This is a genomic window from Phormidesmis priestleyi ULC007 (genome assembly GCF_003003695.1).
Lineage (GTDB): Bacteria > Cyanobacteriota > Cyanobacteriia > Leptolyngbyales > Leptolyngbyaceae > Phormidesmis_A > Phormidesmis_A priestleyi_A.
Window position 1 is genome coordinate 1 of the sequence record NZ_PVWG01000006.1, and the last position, 17989, is coordinate 17989.

Consider the following 17989-nt stretch of genomic DNA (forward strand, 5'->3'; position numbering starts at 1 on the left):
CTCATACTCACCCCTCTTGGTTGCATCACTGAGGTAATATCATGATTGAATGATTAAATCAAGTAGAGGTCGCACCCCTTTGAAAGTAGAAACAGAGCGGAGTGGAATGGCAGGTCAATTGCTAGTCGATAGCCTCAGAACTGCCCTAGCGATTCACCTATTACGGAAGTATTGCACCACGCACCCCAAACTCTCTAGTGATTCAAACGGGTTGTCTCAATCTAGTTTGAAACAAGTGATTGAGTATATCCATCAGGATTTGAGATTAGTGCAGTTAAGCGCGATCGCTCAGATCAGTTCCTATCATCAGAGAAATGGGTAGAAACCCCGTCCTTTAGCAGAGCGAAGGACGGCTTTACGAGGGTGCGACCTCTACCTGATACTAAAGTGACTCAAGCCTCCTGCTGATAAGGTTTTTGAACGATTTCACAGTAGTCTTTTTGATTATTCATTGATCAATTTTACAGGCACTCAAAACCCTTATGGAGCAAAAGGTAATCGGTTTTTTCCAATGTATCGGATGGAGGTCGCACCCCTTGTTGTAGCGAAAAGTCAATTGGAGAAAGCCAGCCAGGAACTAGAACAACGCAAAGCCAGAGTCCAGGGCAACAATACTATCTCCTTTGATCAGGCAATGCTCCGACTCAGCCCTGTGGAAGCAACAGTTCAGCGATTGCAGGTAGAACTTCAGCCTTTACAGCAGGAAGTTAAGCGGCTGCAAGAGATCGTGCAAGGTTGGCAAACGAGTATACAGACAATAGAACAGGAAATGGCTCAACGTCAGGCAGAATTGAATGCTCTCTCGACGAACATTCCCCCAACCAGGGGAGGGGGGAGTCCTGAGGTGTTAAACCTGTTGAAGAAGCAGCGCGAACTAGAGGATGTTCGCAGGAAGTGGCGTGACCTGCAAGAATACCTGAAATACCCACTGTATCAACTCACAGCAAAACAGACCGAACTTGCAGCGAAGCAACAAGAACTAGAACTCAACCAGCAGGAGGTAGCCCAATTAAAAGCCATTCTTCAGGGCAGCCGCCAATTTCCGATGCCGCCGATCTACATTGACCCAGTTGGCTTAACAGTGTCGGGAACCGTGTTCAATCTGACTGCAAGCAAAGATACGCCTCGCCTGTTCGATAGCGCCAACGGCAATTTGATTCTCTACCTCCGGGGGGCAAACAATGAATTCTACTCCGCTCAATACGATACCCTGACGGAAAGAGTGTTGCACGAGGTAGCCGCGACTGAAGGCAGCCTGGTGTTCATAGCTCGTACTGCTGGATCTCAGATGGATACTGCCACGATCGTCATTCAGTCTAGCAGTACAGATACAGAAGAAATCTGCACCGTTGTTCTGTCCAATCCAGTCATGGGCATCACCGAAACCTGGAACAAAGTGCCGCGTCAGGTGGCTCAATTTGCTCAAGTCATCAACGGTGAAGCCAACAATTCGCAAGATGATTTCTACTACGACTACAGCGCCAATGTGAAAGTTGAAGGTATCACCAGCAGCAATCAGTTTCAAGGATCACTGCTGTTTGTGGTCGCCAACAATGCCAAAGGAGTGGTGAAAGACGGGGCAATTCAGGGTAGCGAGGTGAAGACGCGATCGGCGCAGTGGACTAGCTTCCCCCTGGGAAATGCGCTTCAGTTTGACGGCAAAGATGATTTTGTCAGCCTCAAGTCTGATACCCAATTGTCATCCTTCGATGCTGCTGGCGATCTAACGTTAGAGGTGTGGGTCAAACCAACGCCCAAAGCACAGGAATACAGATCTCGCTTGATCGGTCAACGCAGCGATCACTCCCAATACAGCCTCGCACTAGAGCCGTTCGCTTCCACTTACGGAGCAATCGAGATGAATGGAGAAACAGTATTTGGGTTAAGCGGCAGCTCCTTTCAGGATGCCTTTTCCTTTGGAGATACCAGCTTCACGATCGAATTTTGGGCAAAGCGGAGTGTTGTCGATCGCACAGAGCAGATCTTTCAGAGCGAAACAACGGTTTCAGACTACCAGGGGCTAACTCTCAGCTTCGACGGGGCTAAATTTGTTTGGGTCTCTACAGTCGGTTTTTCTGCTTCTAATGTTCTCTCCACACCGGAGTATCCAGATACGAACTGGCACCATTGGGCTTGCATGTACGATCGCTCCACAAACGTGCGGAAAATTTACTGCGATGGGGGACTTGTTGCTCAAGACGCTCTGCCAAACCGAACAGGAGCTTATATTAGTAGAACTATTTTAGGCAGTTTCGGTGATGATCAGTCATTTAAAGGATCACTGGATGAAATTCGGATCTGGAATTACGGGCGACCCGCCAAACAGATTAACTCAGATATGCGCCGCCACTTGAGGAGCAGTCAACCAGGCTTGCAAGCTTGCTGGGGCATGTCAGTCAGTTCTATTCCGAAAGATTATTCAGGTTACAACCGTTCGATCGATCTTCTTCAAGGCACTGCTCAAGCAGGTGTGGGGGCGTTCGTCGATTACGGAATGTCAGTCAATGTCGGGAATCAACAGAGCTTACAGACGAAAGAAGCGATCGTCTCCAGCGACACCTGGAATCATCTGGCAGTGGTATACAACCAATCCTACGCGCTGCAATTTAATGGGGTTGATAGTTATTTAGAATGTGGCAACGCGACAACGCTAGACATTAACCGCGATTTAACGATCGAAGCCTTCCTGAAAGTAGACAGTTTAGGGGTTCGGCGCGGGATTGTCACCAAGGGAATTCTGGATGATGGCACTGATCAGGATGTGCCTTACGCCTTTTATGTCGATCGCGATGGCAAGCTAGTGTTTGCCTTTGAAGATACTGCTCACACGCTGCGAGAGTTTTCCTCGAATCAAGCGTTAGAAGTCGGAAAGTTCTATCGCGTTGCCGTGACGCGCAAACCTGGTTTTGAGACTAAAGAACAGAAAGACGGCGACACAACAACGGGCGTGATTGTCAAACAGTGGGATGACATCCAGTTCTATATCAACCGTCAGGAAGTCGGATCTCGCCGATATGATTTTGATAGCACCGACAAGACAGCAGTAGGGAACAGCAGCCAACCGTTTGAGATTGGCAAAGCCTATCTAAGCGGGGCGCGTCCAGCCTTCTTTCACGGCAGCATCAGTGAAGTGCGGGTTTGGGGCACCGCCCTGGGCATCGATACTCTCGGTGTCGAGATTAAAGGGTCGGAAAAGGGCTTGATCTCTTGGTGGCGCATGGAGGAAAACGCGGGCGCGATCGCCTACGACTCTAAGAGCAACAACCACGTCACGGGCAGCAACATCCAGTGGGCGAAAAATCCTGACCCGCAAGGCTCTAGCTTCACCCTCTATTGCAACGGGCAGCCTGTTCCGACCCAAAAGATCAATTTGCCAGCCGACCAGTCCCAATTTATGCTGGGTGCCTGCAAGCGCAACGGCAACATTGAGGATGCCTTCTGCGGCACCTTAGAAGAAGTGCGAATCTGGAAAGTTGCCCGCACCCCCGAACAAATTCGCGACAATTTGTTCCGTCGCCTCTCAGGTGAGCAAGAACACTTGATTGCCAACTACACCTTTGATGCCGAAGCCGCAGACGAACTGCGCGACTACTCCTTTCAAAGCAATCATCTCGCCCTAGCCACAGGCAACAGCCGCCCAACCTATGTCTTCTCCACCGCACCGATCAGCAATGATGTGCCGCAGGTGCGCGATGCTGTGGCAGGCATTCGCACAGCTTTCCACGATGTCCTCCATAGTCCCGTCGGTGTGCAAGAGTATGGAGATATGCAGTCTGATGTAGATGGCAATTTGATTGGTGTTCTCAAGCGCTGCCACACGTTTATTCAAGACCACGAATGGCACATTCTCACAGGTTACAAAGTCGGCAACCTGATCACGGAATGGATTGGGCAAGTGCAGTTTGCGCCGCAGCTAATTGGCTATATCGAAGGTGCGCCCCCAGTGCCTAGCGAGAACCTGACCGTGAAAGACAAAGACTACACCGGAGCCACATCCGTAGAAATGACTGAAGCCGCCAGCGTTGTCCACACCTACTCGGCTTCACGCGACACAGGCTTTGATATGGCGATCGCCGCATCGATCGGCATCGGCTTCAAGTCGGAGACCTCAGCCGGGCTGATCGTCGCGACAACCGTGGAAGAGACCACTGTGCAAATCGGTGCCAAAGCCGCGTTCGAGAATTCGCTCGGTTGGTTAGACGATGCCAGCGTCGGCACAGGCAAAGTCACCAGCAAAACCAGCAAACTCGATCTACAAGGGAGATGGGATGCCAAAAATCAGCGATTTGCCCCTCGTAACCTTGGCTTTGCGCTGGTACAGTCCGAAACAGCCGATGTGTTTGCGCTACGAATGCAGCATAACAATGTGCTGGTTTCCTACCAAATGCGCCCTAATCCCGACATTCCAAAAGATTGGAACATTTTGACTTTTCCGATCAACTCCGCCTACACCAAGCAGGGCACCTTAGACGGCAAAGTCGGTTTAGCTCCAGATACTAGCTATCCCAATGCCATGAGCTACAGTTCAGACATTAGTTACTTCAAGCCGATCGAAGCCTATCAACTCAAAAACCGGATTCAGCGCCAAGAAGAGGAACTACGCAGCTATTACGATCAATACAACGCAGGCGGCAGGGGTCGCAGACAGGCAGCAACCCACTTCTCTCAAGGCGATTTGGCAACAGGACGGTTGCTCGACAAGCTGCCCAAACCGGAGAAGCGCAACCTGGTCAATACCTACGTCTGGACAGCAGATGGCGGTTTGTTTACCGAGTCTGAGACCGCGATCGATATGCGGCAAGAAACGACGGGGGGTGCCTATGCCTTTACGGGCATGGCAGGCATCTATGCGTCTGGCGAAATCGCCTTCAAAGCGGCAATCTTCTTTGAATTAGAGGCGCTATTCGGTGGGCACCTCAACCTAACCGTGGCGAAAACCCAGGATTCAGAAACCTCGTTTGGCTTGAATGTGAATTTGGATGGACTAGAGCGAGACATCTACGACCCGACAAAAGGAGATGACCTCAATGATCCCTTTGGCGATCGCAGCAAACTTCCTGGCAAAGTCGATGCCTATCGATTTATGACCTTCTATCTTCAGCCTGACGTGCAGCACTTCAATGTGTTCACCGACCAAGTAGTCGATAGCATTTGGTTGAACCAGAGTCAGCATCCTAATGCGATCGCGTTGCGTCAAGCGGTTCAAGCCCAGAAACAAGCCAAGGACAAAGACAAAAGCTTACCCTGGCGGGTCATGCACCGCGTTACCTATTGCAGTCGGGTGCTGCCCAAAGTTGGAACTGCGCCTGCCTCTTTAGAAAAAGCTCTGAGCGACCTCGACATTGATAGCAACTGGCAGTTGATCAAACGACTCGAACCGTTTGTCAAAGGCAAAGCTAGCGTCGATTTCAATGCTGCTGTGAGTGAGGCAATTGCCCAATATTTGCCGGAACTCAAACCCCACACATCTGAGATCATCCGCTATGTGCGGCTATACTTCCAAGTGCCAGAGGAGGCATAACTTTAACGTCAGTTCGACGAATTTTTTCGCTGCGTTGACAGCGGCTTTTGCCCCTAAATCCCCCATTTTGGGGGATTTAGGGGCCTCCTGGATGGGCAATCGAAGCCAACCATTTCTGTCGAACTCACGTTAACTTTAGCCGTATTCACTAAAAAAGGGATGAGCCATAAGCTCACCCCAAAAGCGGTGAAAGATTCACCTCAACTCGCTGCCTTCGCGTTAGAAATTCATCTCAGCAGCTTGCACTCTCTCAACCTGCTTCTTCTTCAGCACCAGAATGATTTGAGTGAAAGTACACATCGCAAAGAATGCCAGCAGTCCCTTAATCCGGTTGGGGCTTTGCAGCACAATCTCTTTGTCAACTTGACCAAAGCCACCCACGTTGGGGTTGCTGGTTAGCGCATCACCCGACTTGACCTCCTGACCTTCTGCCACCAGCAGTTCAGGCCCTGGCGGAATGGTTTCGTCTACCGTTTTGCCATCAGCCGCGTTGATGGTGACTTTAAAGCCACCTTCTTCGGTCTTGCTGATTGCAGCAATTTGACCCGTTGCAGAGGCGTTATAAACGGTGTTGTTGCTCTTCTCACCCGTGGGGTTGATTTGACCTCGACCCCGATTGCCGCCCACGTGAACCGAATACTTTCCGAAGCGAATTGACTTATCGCTCTTGGGGTCAGGAGACAAAATCGGGAAGGTGATTTCTCGATATTGCTCACCCGGAATCGGCCCGACCACTAAAATATTAGGCTGATCGTCGCTGTAGGGCTGAACGTAAAGTTCGCCAACCTTCTCTTTCATCTCGTCAGTCAGACGATCGTCAGGCGCTAGCTTAAAGCCTTCAGGCAACATCAGCACCGCGCCGACATTTAATGGGCCTTTACTACCATCGCCTTGAACCTGCTGAACGCTCGTATCGTAGGGAATTTTCACCACCGCTTCAAACACGGTGTCAGGCAAAACCGATTGGGGCACTTCGACCTCGGTTGGTTTTGCGCCTAAGTGACAGTTGGCACAAACAATTCTCCCGGTTGCCTCACGAGGGTTTTTGTAAGCTTCTTGAGCATAGTAAGGGTAAGCAGACGCGGCTTGAGGCAGGGCAAGGCTCGCTGCAAGCAAGACGGTCACTGCGACGATCGCGACCATTGCCTTTCGGATCAGGGTTTGGGCGCTACGCAGCCACATCGACGATAAAAAGCTTGTTCTCATCTCTAGCGAATAAAAGGGATAACAAAGAAAAGGAAGAGGGGTCAGGGGTCAGGGGTCAGGGGTCAGGAGTCTACTGAAACCTGACCCCTGACCCAAAACCTAAATTATGCCCACCAGGGATCTTCATCGGTGCGGAAGTCAGTCTCAGTCCAGGGGGTGAGGGTGACTTTGTTGTCTTCAACGTTGGCGTGTGCCAGTGCAAGAGACAGCGGAGCCGGGCCGCGCACGACTTTTCCGGTGCTGTCATATTGAGAACCGTGACAAGGGCACATAAATTTGTTCTCGTTGGCGTTCCAAGGCACAACGCAGCCTAGGTGAGTGCAAACTGCATTGATGCCATAGTTGGCGATCGCTTTGTCTTCCTCAACTACTAGGTAGGTGGGGTCGCCTTTTAAGCCTTGCACGAGAGAATGATCGCCCGCTGGGTGGCTAGCCAGATAGTCAGTGAGAACGATATCGTTCCCTAGAGCATCTTTAGCAGTGACCCCTCCAGAGCTACTGCCGCTCGACGGAGGAATAAAATATTTGATGACTGGATAGAGAGCACCAGCAGCAACCAGCGCTTCAGAGCCAAACATCAGAACGTTCATAAATTGACGACGACCCATGCTGGGTACATCATCTGCGGGTCCAGTTAGTTGAGCCATGTCTACACTCTAGAGATATCGGGGATGATTGCAACCAATCACAGTAGATTGACGCTCAGAACTTATCTGAAAGCTCTGGGTTTAGATTTAGTTACATACACGAGCTACGATCGCGCTTTTAAAGAAGGTTTTCTAAAATCACAAAATGCTAGAAATCCTTCTGAGTTGTCGCTTGTAGCCTTTCTTAAGTGTATTATACAAACTTTAACATTAGCATCATAGCTAACCGTTAGAGCCTTAGATTTATACGAAATGTTACAGATTCTCACACGATCGTCATCATGACAGGATCAGATCTCCGACAGCTTTTAGTCAATAAGTGGGGTCGCTCTTACGATATTCAAGTTCGACGAACTCAGGGCAAAATCTTTGTCCAGGTGATGTGGAAATATCTAGAGCAAGCGTCTTTTCCCCTATCTGAAGGGGAATATGTCGAGCATCTTGATCAGGTTGCGGGTTATATCAGGGCTTGGGGCGCGATCGCTCAAGTTCAAACTTATATTGAGAAGACTCGTGAGCGTCCGCGTTTGGGAAAGGCGGTCAACATCTCGATCGATTTAGGCGAACGCGCTTCAGAGTGGCTCTTAGAAGATTTCTAATGTTACGTGAATTCGATGAAGCTTTTCGCTGTGGTTGCAGATCCGGGCTGCCCCCTAAATCCCCCAATTCTGGGGGACTTTGAACCCTAAATTCTGGTCTTGAAGTCCCCCAATTTTGGGGGATTTAGGGGGCAGAAGCGCTGAAGAACGAAGCGAAAGAACTCATCGAACTGACGTTGATTGTTACCTAACTTTGCGCTCCGTGAGTTCGTTTAAGCCTTCGCCTAATAGTGAGAGTCCGACCACCATCAGCGTCATTGCAAATCCTGGAAAAAACGCCGTCCACCAGATTTCCCCAGTCGAAAGGGCATCGAGCGCTTGACGCAAATCGTGTCCCCATTCTGCCACTTCATCGGGCAAGCCGAGTCCTAAAAACCCTAATCCTCCCAGGGTCAAGATCGCGTCGGCAGCGTTTAAGGTAAATAACACAGGTACACTTTGAATTACGTTTAGAAACAAGTAGCGCGATAAAACTCGCCACGTTGAAGCTCCCATTGCTTGAGCCGCTTCGACAAATAGCTCAGTTTTGACGCTGACTGTTTGGTTACGCACCACGCGATAATATTGCGGCACATAGGCAATGCTGATCGCGATCGCGGCATTCAACACGCCTCGCCCCACCACAAATGCCAACGTCACTGACAGCAGCAGTCCCGGTAATGTGTAGATCGTATCCATGAAAAAGAGCAAGACGCGATCGAGCTTTCCGCCTAGATATCCGCTCACCATTCCTAACGGCACCCCAATTACTAAACTGAGTGCTGTCGCTAAAATCACGACCTGAATCGCTGCCTGAGTGCCATAGAGCGTTCGTGAAAACACGTCATAGCCCAGATTAGTAGTGCCAAACCAATGAGCAGCCGATGGGGGTTGATGCGGTAGATTGTCGAGAAACTCGATCGGACTTTGCAGCCAGCCCACCCATTGCAAGACGGGAGCCAGCACCGCGATGCCCACAAACATCAGCGTTAGAAATGCCCCAACTCGCATCATCTGCAATGACAAGCTAGGACGCTCAGAAAAACTCAACGATCGGGGAGGAAGATTGGTAAGAGCCATGCGGAGAAGGATGAGTTGCAACATTCAATCTTAGAGGACTGCAATCCAAACTCAAACAGTTAGACAGAATTTTGTAGCGTTGACTACCACTCAGACTCAGCCGTCTTGCTAGGACTAGTGCTGAATGTATCGAACTTATTTCATGACCGTTTCAGCCACCACCGAGAAACTTTTGGCAGCTAAAAAGTCCAAAGGGTTAAGTTTTGCCGACTTAGAAACGACGATCGGACGCGATGAAGTTTGGATTGCCGCACTATTTTATCAACAGGCAAGCGCTTCTGAAGATGAAGCCACCAAACTGTTAACCGCTTTAGAACTCAGTCTCGATCTCGTCCCGGCATTGACTGCATTTCCGATTAAGGGATTGGGCCCGATCGTGCCCACTGACCCTTTAATTTATCGGTTTTACGAAATCATGCAAGTCTATGGAATGCCGATGAAAGAGATCATTCACGAAAAGTTTGGTGACGGCATTATGAGCGCGATCGACTTCACCTTAGATATTGACAAAATAGAAGACCCAAAGGGCGATCGAGTCCAAGTCACAATGAACGGAAAGTTCTTAGCTTATAAAAAGTGGTAGCGGGCTGATTGGGAAACTAAACGAGGGCAGTTTCGGTTGAGTCTAGCGTAGGATGTGTAGAGCAACCGCGCACCCTACCCGATTTTTTGACTCGATCGATATGCACCCTCACCACTCGCCAGACTGTAACTGTTATGAAGTCGATTCTCAAACTAAGCAAAAGCAGTTATTGATTGCGCTGCTGTTAGTAGGCGGATTTGCGATCGTCGAATTAACCGTGGGTCTAAGCATTCACAGTCTGGCATTGCTGGCAGAATCGGGACATCTCGTGTCTGACTGTCTTGCACTCTTACTGGCACTGCTGGCAACCCGGATCACTCAGTCACCACCAACGTGGGGTTGGCTAGGGGTGAACGAGGTGGCAATTAAAGAAAATCACTCGGTTGAAACGTGGGCAGCCTTAATCAATGGGCTGGGGCTAGTGGTGGTAGCGCTGCTAATCGCCTGGGAAGCAGTCAGCCGATTGCAGATTGATGCCGTTGAGATTGCCAGCAAACCGATGCTGATCACAGCGATCGTCGGTCTAGTCGTTAATGGCATCAATATCTCTCTGCTGCATCAAGGCAGTGACCATGACCTCAATTTGCGAGGTGCTTTTTTGCATGTGGTGGCAGATGCTTTGGGCGCGATCGGGGTAATTGTGGCAGCGATCGCGATCACGATCTGGCACTGGTCTTGGGCAGACGGAGCCATCAGTTTAGTGATTTCAGGGCTGATTATTGTCTCTGCAATTCCATTAATTAATCAAAGCTGGAAGACATTGCAGGCGATCGCGCCGTAATTATCGGATATTCATCTTAATCACACTGCCTTGAATGGCTTGTAGAAACCTGATCAATAACGTCTCTTATTTTGCATAAAGCAACTGAGCGATCGTTAAGGTTGAAAAGTCTGATCATGTTATTGGTGATGGAACTAAGACATCACTGATGACTGGCTGTTAATGCCAATTTAATCTGCTGTTGAGCAAATCGAACCCGCGCCCGAATCGTCAAACTCTCATCAGTTTCAGCAAGACTGTCAAGCTTTGTCTGAATTTGAGCAAGCCAATCGGGTTGAATTTTTGAGACTGAGATCGCGAGAGACTGCAAACTCAAAACAGCCGCATAGCGAACAATCCACTCATGGTCTTGAGACACGTTCAGCAACGCTTTCAGCACTTGAGATTGAGCAAACTGGAGTCGGTTTGGCTCTAGCTGCTGCCAGTGAATGCTGCCCAACCCTTTTGTCGCGGCACGACGCACACTCATCGCAAAATCGTTTTGTGCCGCAGAGAGCAAGATATCTAAGCCGCGCGGGTCACCGATTCCCGCTAGGGCACGAACTGCCCACGCTCTCGCACCATAGTTGTAGCTGTCTAGCTGTTCTAAAAGCGGCAGTACAGAGGCTTCTCCCAGACCGATCAGCCCATCCACCGCAGCAACGGCGGCTCCAGGATTGTTATAGCCAAGGGCAGCGATTAAGGCAGGAATGGCGGCTTTGGTTTGGGCGATCGCCAATGCTTGCACCGCCTCTAACAAATGAGTCGAAGAGTCTGCTTCATCAACTGCACGAATTAGGGTTTGAATGTCAGTCACGAGATTTTAAGAGAAGAGTCAATAAGCCTCATATTAAAGCAATGAGTCCATCAAGGTCATGACTTTGATAGCTCCATCCGACAAATCAGGCAGATTAGTTTCACCGACTTGGCGTTCGAGTAATCCTTTGAGGGCGATCAGCTTGAGACTATTCTCAGCTAACGTCTCAGCGATCGCGTCCGCAGCCGGGAGATAGCCAATCGCCCCCAAGTCTGCCAGCGCCGATCGCCGTAGCTGTAAATCTGCACCCTTCAACGCTTGAATTAACCGATCACCATATTGCCGATCGTCGGTGAGTTGATAGAGCGCACGGGCTGCCGAATATTGCACTCGATTAACCGGGTGATCTAAAAAGGATTTTGCGTCAGGAATTGCCTCGATCGCGCCCAGCGTTCCCAATGCTTCTAAAATCGCTTCGTAGGGCTGTGGCAAGTCAAGCTTGACCGGAGAGGGTTCGGTGCCTGCAATCTCATTTCTAAGGAGCTGAATCAGAACCGGAACGCAGGTGCGATCGTCTAACATCTCTAGCGATTGTGCCGCCGCTTCTCTGACATAAAAATCTGCACACGACAAACTCGTAATCAAAGCCGGAACAGCGCGACGATCGCCCAGCTTGCCTAACGCTCTCGCTGCATTTCGCCGTAAAGGGTAACCACCCGCTTCTGTGCGATCGGCTTCATCTTCTAAAGCCTCGATCAATCGTTCGACAACCCCAGGCTGGTTGACGCGAAACTTGCCTAACCACCAAGCAGCATAAACGCGTAAGCCCAAATCGAGCGATCGCAGGTTCTCGATCGCTTGCGCTGGGGTCAGTTGTTCACCATTAAAATTGTCAAAGCTATCAGACATGAGACGAGGGAAAAAAGAGATTCTGATGGCTTCCAGTTTAGCGCTTGACCATAAATTAATGAAGTCATAAGAGCAGGAAACATAACGTAACCCTTGTTCATATATATTAATAACTTATGTTAAGATTATTAATATATTCTCTGTAACAGGCATTGATTATGTCGATTACTCCTCTCTTAACCAAGCTCCTGAAACCTAGTGTCAGTTCTGGCTTTTGGACTCAGACCACTTGGGCTATCTTGCGAACTGTTGCTGGCATTATGATGATCCATAACGGGTTAGACAAGCTAGGTGACATTCAAAGCTTTTCTCAAGCCTACGTCGAGGTGATTGGCTTACCGTTTCCGATCGTCTTTAGCTATCTAGCAGCCTTTACCGAGTTACTTGGAGCGCCTCTACTAGCAATTGGGTTGCTGACTCGTCCCGCAGCGTTTGGACTGTTTAGCACAATGTGTGTTGCGATCTATCATCACATTCTCGTTGCTGGGCTAAATCTTCCCTATTTAGAACTGTCTGCGGTTTATGCAGCTTGCTTCTTATTGTTTGCTGTCAATGGGGCGGGTTTGTTTTCTACAGATGCCTTGCTGGTTAATTGGTTAGATGTTAATGTGCTGTCTCTGCAAGCAAAGCAAGTCATGGGTTTAGAGAAAGCTTATCAGGCTTCAAATTCACAGAAGGAATCTATCACTTCTGCGGCTGATTAGCATTTTGTCATCATAGGCTCTAACAATAGACCTCCTGCACGAATCCGGGAATGCCCCCTAAATTTCCCAGAATTTATGTTCAAAGTCCCCCAATTTTGGGGGATTTAGGGGGCAGCCCGGATTTTCAACCGTAGCAAAAAGCTTCATCGAATTCACGTTAACAATTAGTGAATCGCGTAAAAAAGCCCCAGAAGAAATTCTGAGGCTTTTTTGGGGATGATTTTGGATACTCCTAACTCAACTTAAGGATGAGCGTCGAATTATATTAGCGATCGCAGTTCAACTCGCCCAAAATGCAAGTGGCACTTGCAGGCAAACTCCGAAATTGATAGCATAGATACAATCAGTGCTTACCTGGTTTTACAGCTACGCTCTGTGAGATAAAAATCGAGTCTTTGGAATTTTAATGAACTCAAAATCTCTTGTGACTGCTCTCCCTAAGAGCAGTGAGCCGCTTGCGCTTGATTGGACGACAGTGGCTTTTTTGGCGGTGATGCACGGGCTGGCGCTTCTGGCTCCCTGGTTTTTCTCCTGGTCTGCTTTGGGTGTGGCTCTCTTCCTGCACTGGTTGTTTGGAGGAATTGGCATTTGTTTAGGATATCACCGACTGCTGAGTCATCGCAGTTTTCAAGTGCCTAAGTGGTTAGAGTATACGATCGCCACCTTGGGCGCTTTGTCGATTCAAGGCAGCCCGCTGGCTTGGGTGGGTGGGCATCGTCAGCATCACGCTCACACCGAAGACATCGATAAAGACCCTTATTCAGCACGACGCGGCTTTTGGTGGAGTCATATGCTGTGGTTAATCTATCGTCGCCCAGAATTTTTTGACCGTGAATCCTATTCTAAGAATGCTCCTGACTTAGCAAAACAACCCTTTTATCGCTGGCTCGATCGCTACTTTTTAGTCTTGCAAGTTCCGCTTGCCATTTTGCTATATGGGTTAGGCGGCTGGTCGTTTGTGCTCTATGGAATTGTGGTGCGATCGGTCTTATTGTGGCATTCGACCTGGCTGGTTAACTCGGCAGCTCATGCTTGGGGCTATCGCACTTTTGACGTGGATGATGGCTCTCGAAATCTCTGGTGGGTTTCGCTTTTAACCTATGGCGAGGGCTGGCACAACAACCACCACGCCTATCCGCATGTGGCGAAATCAGGTTGGCGCTGGTGGGAAATTGACACAACCTGGTGGGCGATTCAAGTTCTAAAAGGGTTAGGGTTAGCGAAAAAGATCGTCAGGAATCCCATGCTTGATAAAAGCATCTGAGAATCGCTAAAGGACAAGTTCGCCAACTAATTTCCTTGGACAACCAGTCGATAGTTTTGGCGAACTCCTGGCTCGATCGAGCCAACCCACACTTGATAGGTGCCCGCTTGCCAATCGCCATCTTCTAAGATCGCGCCTTTGTTTGAAGCGTTAGAGTTATCGCCACAGCGAACTGAGTTATCAGACCCTTTAATCACGATCGTGGTTTCTTTATCGCCACTGTTGACTTTTAGCCTCAGCTTTGAGAAAGGCTTTTGCAAAACGAGCAGATGATCGGGTTTGGGGTCAGCAAAGCCTAGACATTTTTTGTCGTGGCGATCGCTGTTGCTGACGATGGCAGGCAGCGAAGTCGAGCCTCCAGTCGCGCCGTTTAAACTCCCAGAAGCATTGTTAGAACCTAAAGTAAGCGTGCCAAAATTGGCAGGCTGCGCTAAAACGGGAACTGCGCTGAAGAGGGTAAAAGTTAGGAGTAAATGGTTCCAACTTAATTGACGCTTTCGCTGAATTAACATCTCAACATTCTCACTCATAAAAACTAAAAAATTTAGACTTTAGAAAAAACTCAGGCTTGGAGCAATTCTTATTGAATGAAGCATATCAGTTGAAGATATCGTGATGTCTCAAGATGATTCTGATGGACAGAAACCCTCCATATCTCTCACAGTTTTAGTATCAAATAACACCTTAAAATACCTGAGTTCGATAGAAGTGGTTCACTCTGATTATCAATTTGGGAAGCCGCTGAGAACGAAGCGAAAAAACTCGGCGAACTCACGTTAAAAATAGAAGATTCTGCCGTAACAAATATTTAAAGATTAGGGATGAAAATAAGCATAGACGCGGCTTGAGATCACACTCACTACAATTTGCAGAAGATAGATTGAAATCTCGGTTGGCTACAATCCAGCCGATTTAGCAAAGCGAGAACCTATGACGATCGTCTAACAACATTCCACTGTAAAGGAGCATTTATGCCGTTACTAGGTTTAAGTTTGGTGTTGATCGTCGGGTTGTTTTTCACCCAAATCTTGCTGATATTTCCTTTAGAGTTGATTTCAGTGCTCAAAGTTCCCCTTTGGCTGATGGCGTTGAGTCTATTTCTCCTGTTCGCCTGGTTTCTAGGCGATTAGCTGTACTCCAGTCAACCTGCTTTAAATCCAGTAAAGATGCGGCAGATCAGATCGAAAACCTGGTAGCGCTTCACATCTGTTTCTCTGACTTGTAGGGACGTTACACGTAACGCTTCCACAGAAGTAAATCACATATCTGAAATATTATCCGTAATTACCCTGATCGAGAATGGATTGCGTGAAGATTGAGAGAGGTGTAGTGGCTGGCATGGATGACTATTTCAGCAAGCCGATATCAAAAGAAAAATTGAAGGATAAATTAACCGATTGGAGTGAGGGTTTGGAAAGCGATCTGATCAAACGAAACCGGGTAAATCTGGCGATCGACTGGGAGCATTTGCATCAAATCTCAGACGGCAGTGAAGAGTTTGAGCAAGAACTACTGCAAATCTTTGTCGAAGACACTCGCAATCACTTGAAAGAAGCACAAGCGGCTCTGCTCAAGGGAGATTACGATGCGGTCTCGCGGGCAGCCCATCATTTTAAAGGGGCAAGTGCAAATGTCGGACTAACAGAGATGCAGACGATCGCGGGCAAGTTAGAAACCGATGCTCACGCCCAGCAATTATCAGAAGCTGCGGAGATGCTGGCTGAGTTGGCAGACTTGCTCCAAGGGGTGCAAGCGTTCTTAAATCAAGTCTGACTCAGTAATTTAACGAATGATTGTAATCGTTGGATACTAGGCTGACGATCGAAAGATTTTCCGGATTGTGAATTAAAAGTAGCGAAAGTAACAGAGGAATGGAGGGGATCTAGGGAAACTAAAGCGCGGTTTTCGTCTCGGTTGGTTCGCTGTTTGCGGTTGACCTGGACGCATACTCAGCAGAATAAATCAAGGTAGATTTTCATTGGATTGATCGCTTAAGATAGCCTTACAAGTTTTGGGGTTTTGATCTCCGCAAACCAGAAAATCCGGGGATCGCAGCCGCCGCAGACGTGCAGAATTGAAGACACAAAATGGAGCCTGTTCAGGCTGGCTCCTTTCGCTTGTGGACGTAATCGATCTCTGATTTCAAGTTAAGAAACTGGGTTAATATGGCTAGCGGATTTTCGTTTGTATCTACCTCCTCGCGTGTAAACCAAACCCGATCGCGACGTTCTCACCGCTCCGTATTTTTATTTATGGTAGCGACCACTTTAATTAGTGGGTGCATGTTTCGGTTAGCACAGTTGCAGATTGTGCAGGGTCATCACAATCGCCAGCTTGCCGATCAAAACCGCATTCGTCCCTTGGTGATTGTGGCAGACCGTGGCAACATTCTCGATCGCAAAGGCGTTCCGCTCGCGGCTAACCAGTTGTCTCGATCGATCTATCTCTATCCCCGTGAGCAGTCGATGCAGCAATGGCAAGAAACCGCCGTTCGTCTCAGCAAAATTCTCGACATCCCTGCCGAAGATATTCTTAAAAAGCTCAAGCAAGTTGGGTATCGATCGGCAATCCCGGCTCGTGTCTATCGCAATTTGACCCCTCAACAGTTTGTGGCGCTTGCTGAGGTTGGGCAGATCCCTGGGTTAGAAATTCAGGCAGAGTCTAGCCGTCACTACCCAAACGGCAACATTGCGGCTCACATTTTGGGCTATATCGGCGAAGCCACTGCCGACGATCTCAGAGCCAACCCCGACTTTCCGATGGGGATGCTGCTAGGACAGATGGGAATCGAGCGCATCGCTGACCCTAGTTTGCGCGGCAAGTGGGGCAGTCACCTGCTCGAAGTCGATTCGGTTGGGAAAGAATTGAGAATGTTGGGCGAACAAAAGCCCGTATCGGGTTCTGATTTACGGCTCACGATCGATCTCAAACTTCAGCAAGCGGCAGAAAAGGCATTAAACAATCAGCGAGGTGCAGTGGTCGCGCTAGATGTCAAAACGGGAGCCGTTTTGGTGATGGCAAGCGGCCCTACCTTTGACCCCAATCTGTTTACTCGCAAAATCTCAACTCAAGAGTGGAAAGACCTTCAAGGGCAAGATCATCCTTTCCTAAATCGGAGTTTGCAGGGCTATCCACCGGGCAGCACCTTTAAGATCGTCACTACTTCGGCAGGCATTCAGTCGGGCAAGTTTTCTTCAACTTCTACGCTGCCAACGTTTGGAGCGATTAACATCGGTGGCACCTTGTTTCACGAACACGGAGGCAGTGGTTATGGCACGATCGGGTTCCGTGACGCACTCGCTTTTAGCAGTAACACGTTCTTTTACCAAGTTGGGATGGCAGTTGGCCCCGATGAGATCTCAAAATGGGGACACCGATTAGGCATCGGCGAAACCTCCTCAATGGGTCTAGAAGGGGGAAGTCATGGAGTGATCCCTACGCCTGAGCAAAAGCAGAAACTTTATGGCGAACCCTGGTATGGCGGCGACACGGTGAGTATGGCGATCGGGCAAGGCGTGGTTCAGGTGACTCCGCTCGAACTAGCGGTGATGGTGTCTGCGATCGCCAATGGTGGTTATCGGGTCAAACCGCATCTGATGTCCGACCAAACCAACACTCCAGCCGCGCAGCGAGAAGCAACCGGGTTAAACCCAGACACGATCGAGGTGATTCGGGCTGGGCTGGCTGCGGTGGTCAAAGAAGGCACTGCCCGTCGATTGAGCGATGGCTCGATTCCGCCCACGGCTGGCAAGACAGGAACGGCTGAAGTGATTGGGCAGCGAGACAATGCGCTTTATGTGGGTTACGGCCCGCTCAATGATCCCCAGATCGCGGTGGCGGTTGTCGTTGAAAATGGTGGATTTGGAGCCGAGTCTGCGGTGCCGATCGCGCACGAGATCTATAAAGCCTACTTTGGAACTCCCAAATCTGCGCCCCCGATTAAGTGAACTTTCGTTTAGATTAGAGGCTGTGCAGTGCTA

General features: G+C 49.2%; 16 protein-coding genes. 10 read left to right on the forward strand and 6 right to left on the reverse strand.

Features of this window, described 5'->3' with window-relative positions:
• The first annotated feature begins 79 nt into the window (after positions 1-79).
• Both C7B65_RS07390 and C7B65_RS07395 read left to right on the forward strand, forming a co-directional pair.
• Positions 80-322, forward strand: coding sequence for a hypothetical protein (locus C7B65_RS07390; protein ID WP_143162019.1), 243 nt, complete (start codon positions 80-82; stop codon positions 320-322).
• Positions 323-520: 198 nt separating this feature from the next.
• Entirely contained in the window at positions 521-5521 is a 5001-nt protein-coding gene (locus C7B65_RS07395; RefSeq protein ID WP_181314359.1) for a laminin G domain-containing protein, read from the forward strand.
• 219 nt (positions 5522-5740) lie between these two features.
• On the opposite strand, the gene petA is transcribed toward C7B65_RS07395, so the two are convergent.
• A complete protein-coding gene (gene petA / locus C7B65_RS07400) occupies positions 5741-6703 on the reverse strand; it encodes a cytochrome f (RefSeq protein ID WP_223257315.1) in 963 nt (320 codons plus the stop codon).
• A gap of 128 nt (positions 6704-6831) precedes the next feature.
• Positions 6832-7374 carry a cytochrome b6-f complex iron-sulfur subunit gene (petC, locus tag C7B65_RS07405; protein WP_073070191.1) on the reverse strand — a complete coding sequence of 181 codons (543 nt, stop codon included), beginning with the start codon at positions 7372-7374 and terminating at the stop codon, positions 6832-6834.
• A gap of 281 nt (positions 7375-7655) precedes the next feature.
• On the opposite strand from petC, the gene C7B65_RS07410 reads away from it, so the two are divergent.
• Positions 7656-7973 (forward strand): DUF3067 family protein, encoded by a 318-nt coding sequence (locus tag C7B65_RS07410; protein WP_073070192.1) that lies wholly within the window; start codon positions 7656-7658, stop codon positions 7971-7973.
• Positions 7974-8156: 183 nt separating this feature from the next.
• Here the strand turns inward: C7B65_RS07410 and C7B65_RS07415 are convergent, their stop codons facing one another.
• The gene (locus tag C7B65_RS07415; protein WP_317615803.1) at positions 8157-9056 is read right to left on the reverse strand and encodes an ABC transporter permease; all 900 of its coding nucleotides are present in this window, start codon (positions 9054-9056) and stop codon (positions 8157-8159) included.
• Positions 9057-9156: 100 nt separating this feature from the next.
• Between C7B65_RS07415 and cynS the strand changes: the two genes are divergently transcribed.
• Together cynS and C7B65_RS07425 are read left to right on the forward strand one after the other, a co-directional pair.
• Positions 9157-9615, forward strand: coding sequence for a cyanase (gene cynS / locus C7B65_RS07420; protein ID WP_425320461.1), 459 nt, complete (start codon positions 9157-9159; stop codon positions 9613-9615).
• Positions 9616-9667: 52 nt separating this feature from the next.
• Complete coding sequence (locus C7B65_RS07425) at positions 9668-10396, forward strand: cation diffusion facilitator family transporter (protein ID WP_219898428.1); 729 nt, start codon at positions 9668-9670, stop codon at positions 10394-10396.
• A 142-nt stretch (positions 10397-10538) separates the two neighbouring features.
• Here C7B65_RS07425 and C7B65_RS07430 read toward each other — a convergent pair whose 3' ends face one another.
• Complete coding sequence (locus C7B65_RS07430) at positions 10539-11192, reverse strand: C-phycocyanin alpha-cysteine-84 phycocyanobilin lyase subunit CpcF (protein WP_181314360.1); 654 nt, start codon at positions 11190-11192, stop codon at positions 10539-10541.
• A gap of 33 nt (positions 11193-11225) precedes the next feature.
• Positions 11226-12041 (reverse strand): C-phycocyanin alpha-cysteine-84 phycocyanobilin lyase subunit CpcE, encoded by an 816-nt coding sequence (locus C7B65_RS07435; protein WP_073070193.1) that lies wholly within the window; start codon positions 12039-12041, stop codon positions 11226-11228.
• A 158-nt stretch (positions 12042-12199) separates the two neighbouring features.
• Between C7B65_RS07435 and C7B65_RS07440 the strand changes: the two genes are divergently transcribed.
• Positions 12200-12745 (forward strand): DoxX family protein, encoded by a 546-nt coding sequence (locus C7B65_RS07440; RefSeq protein ID WP_073070194.1) that lies wholly within the window; start codon positions 12200-12202, stop codon positions 12743-12745.
• 406 nt (positions 12746-13151) lie between these two features.
• A complete protein-coding gene (locus C7B65_RS07445) occupies positions 13152-14009 on the forward strand; it encodes an acyl-CoA desaturase (protein ID WP_073070195.1) in 858 nt (285 codons plus the stop codon).
• A gap of 26 nt (positions 14010-14035) precedes the next feature.
• Here the strand turns inward: C7B65_RS07445 and C7B65_RS07450 are convergent, their stop codons facing one another.
• Entirely contained in the window at positions 14036-14539 is a 504-nt protein-coding gene (locus C7B65_RS07450; protein ID WP_219898430.1) for a hypothetical protein, read from the reverse strand.
• 441 nt (positions 14540-14980) lie between these two features.
• Here C7B65_RS07450 and C7B65_RS27735 point away from each other — a divergent pair, with 441 nt between their 5' ends.
• From C7B65_RS27735 to mrdA, 3 genes are all read left to right on the forward strand, one after another.
• Complete coding sequence (locus C7B65_RS27735; RefSeq protein WP_181314361.1) at positions 14981-15139, forward strand: hypothetical protein; 159 nt, start codon at positions 14981-14983, stop codon at positions 15137-15139.
• A gap of 178 nt (positions 15140-15317) precedes the next feature.
• A complete protein-coding gene (locus C7B65_RS07455) occupies positions 15318-15782 on the forward strand; it encodes an Hpt domain-containing protein (RefSeq protein WP_181314362.1) in 465 nt (154 codons plus the stop codon).
• Positions 15783-16174: 392 nt separating this feature from the next.
• On the forward strand, positions 16175-17956 hold the full coding sequence (gene mrdA, locus C7B65_RS07460; protein WP_073070197.1) for a penicillin-binding protein 2: 1782 nt from the start codon (positions 16175-16177) through the stop codon (positions 17954-17956).
• Positions 17957-17989: the final 33 nt, after the last annotated feature.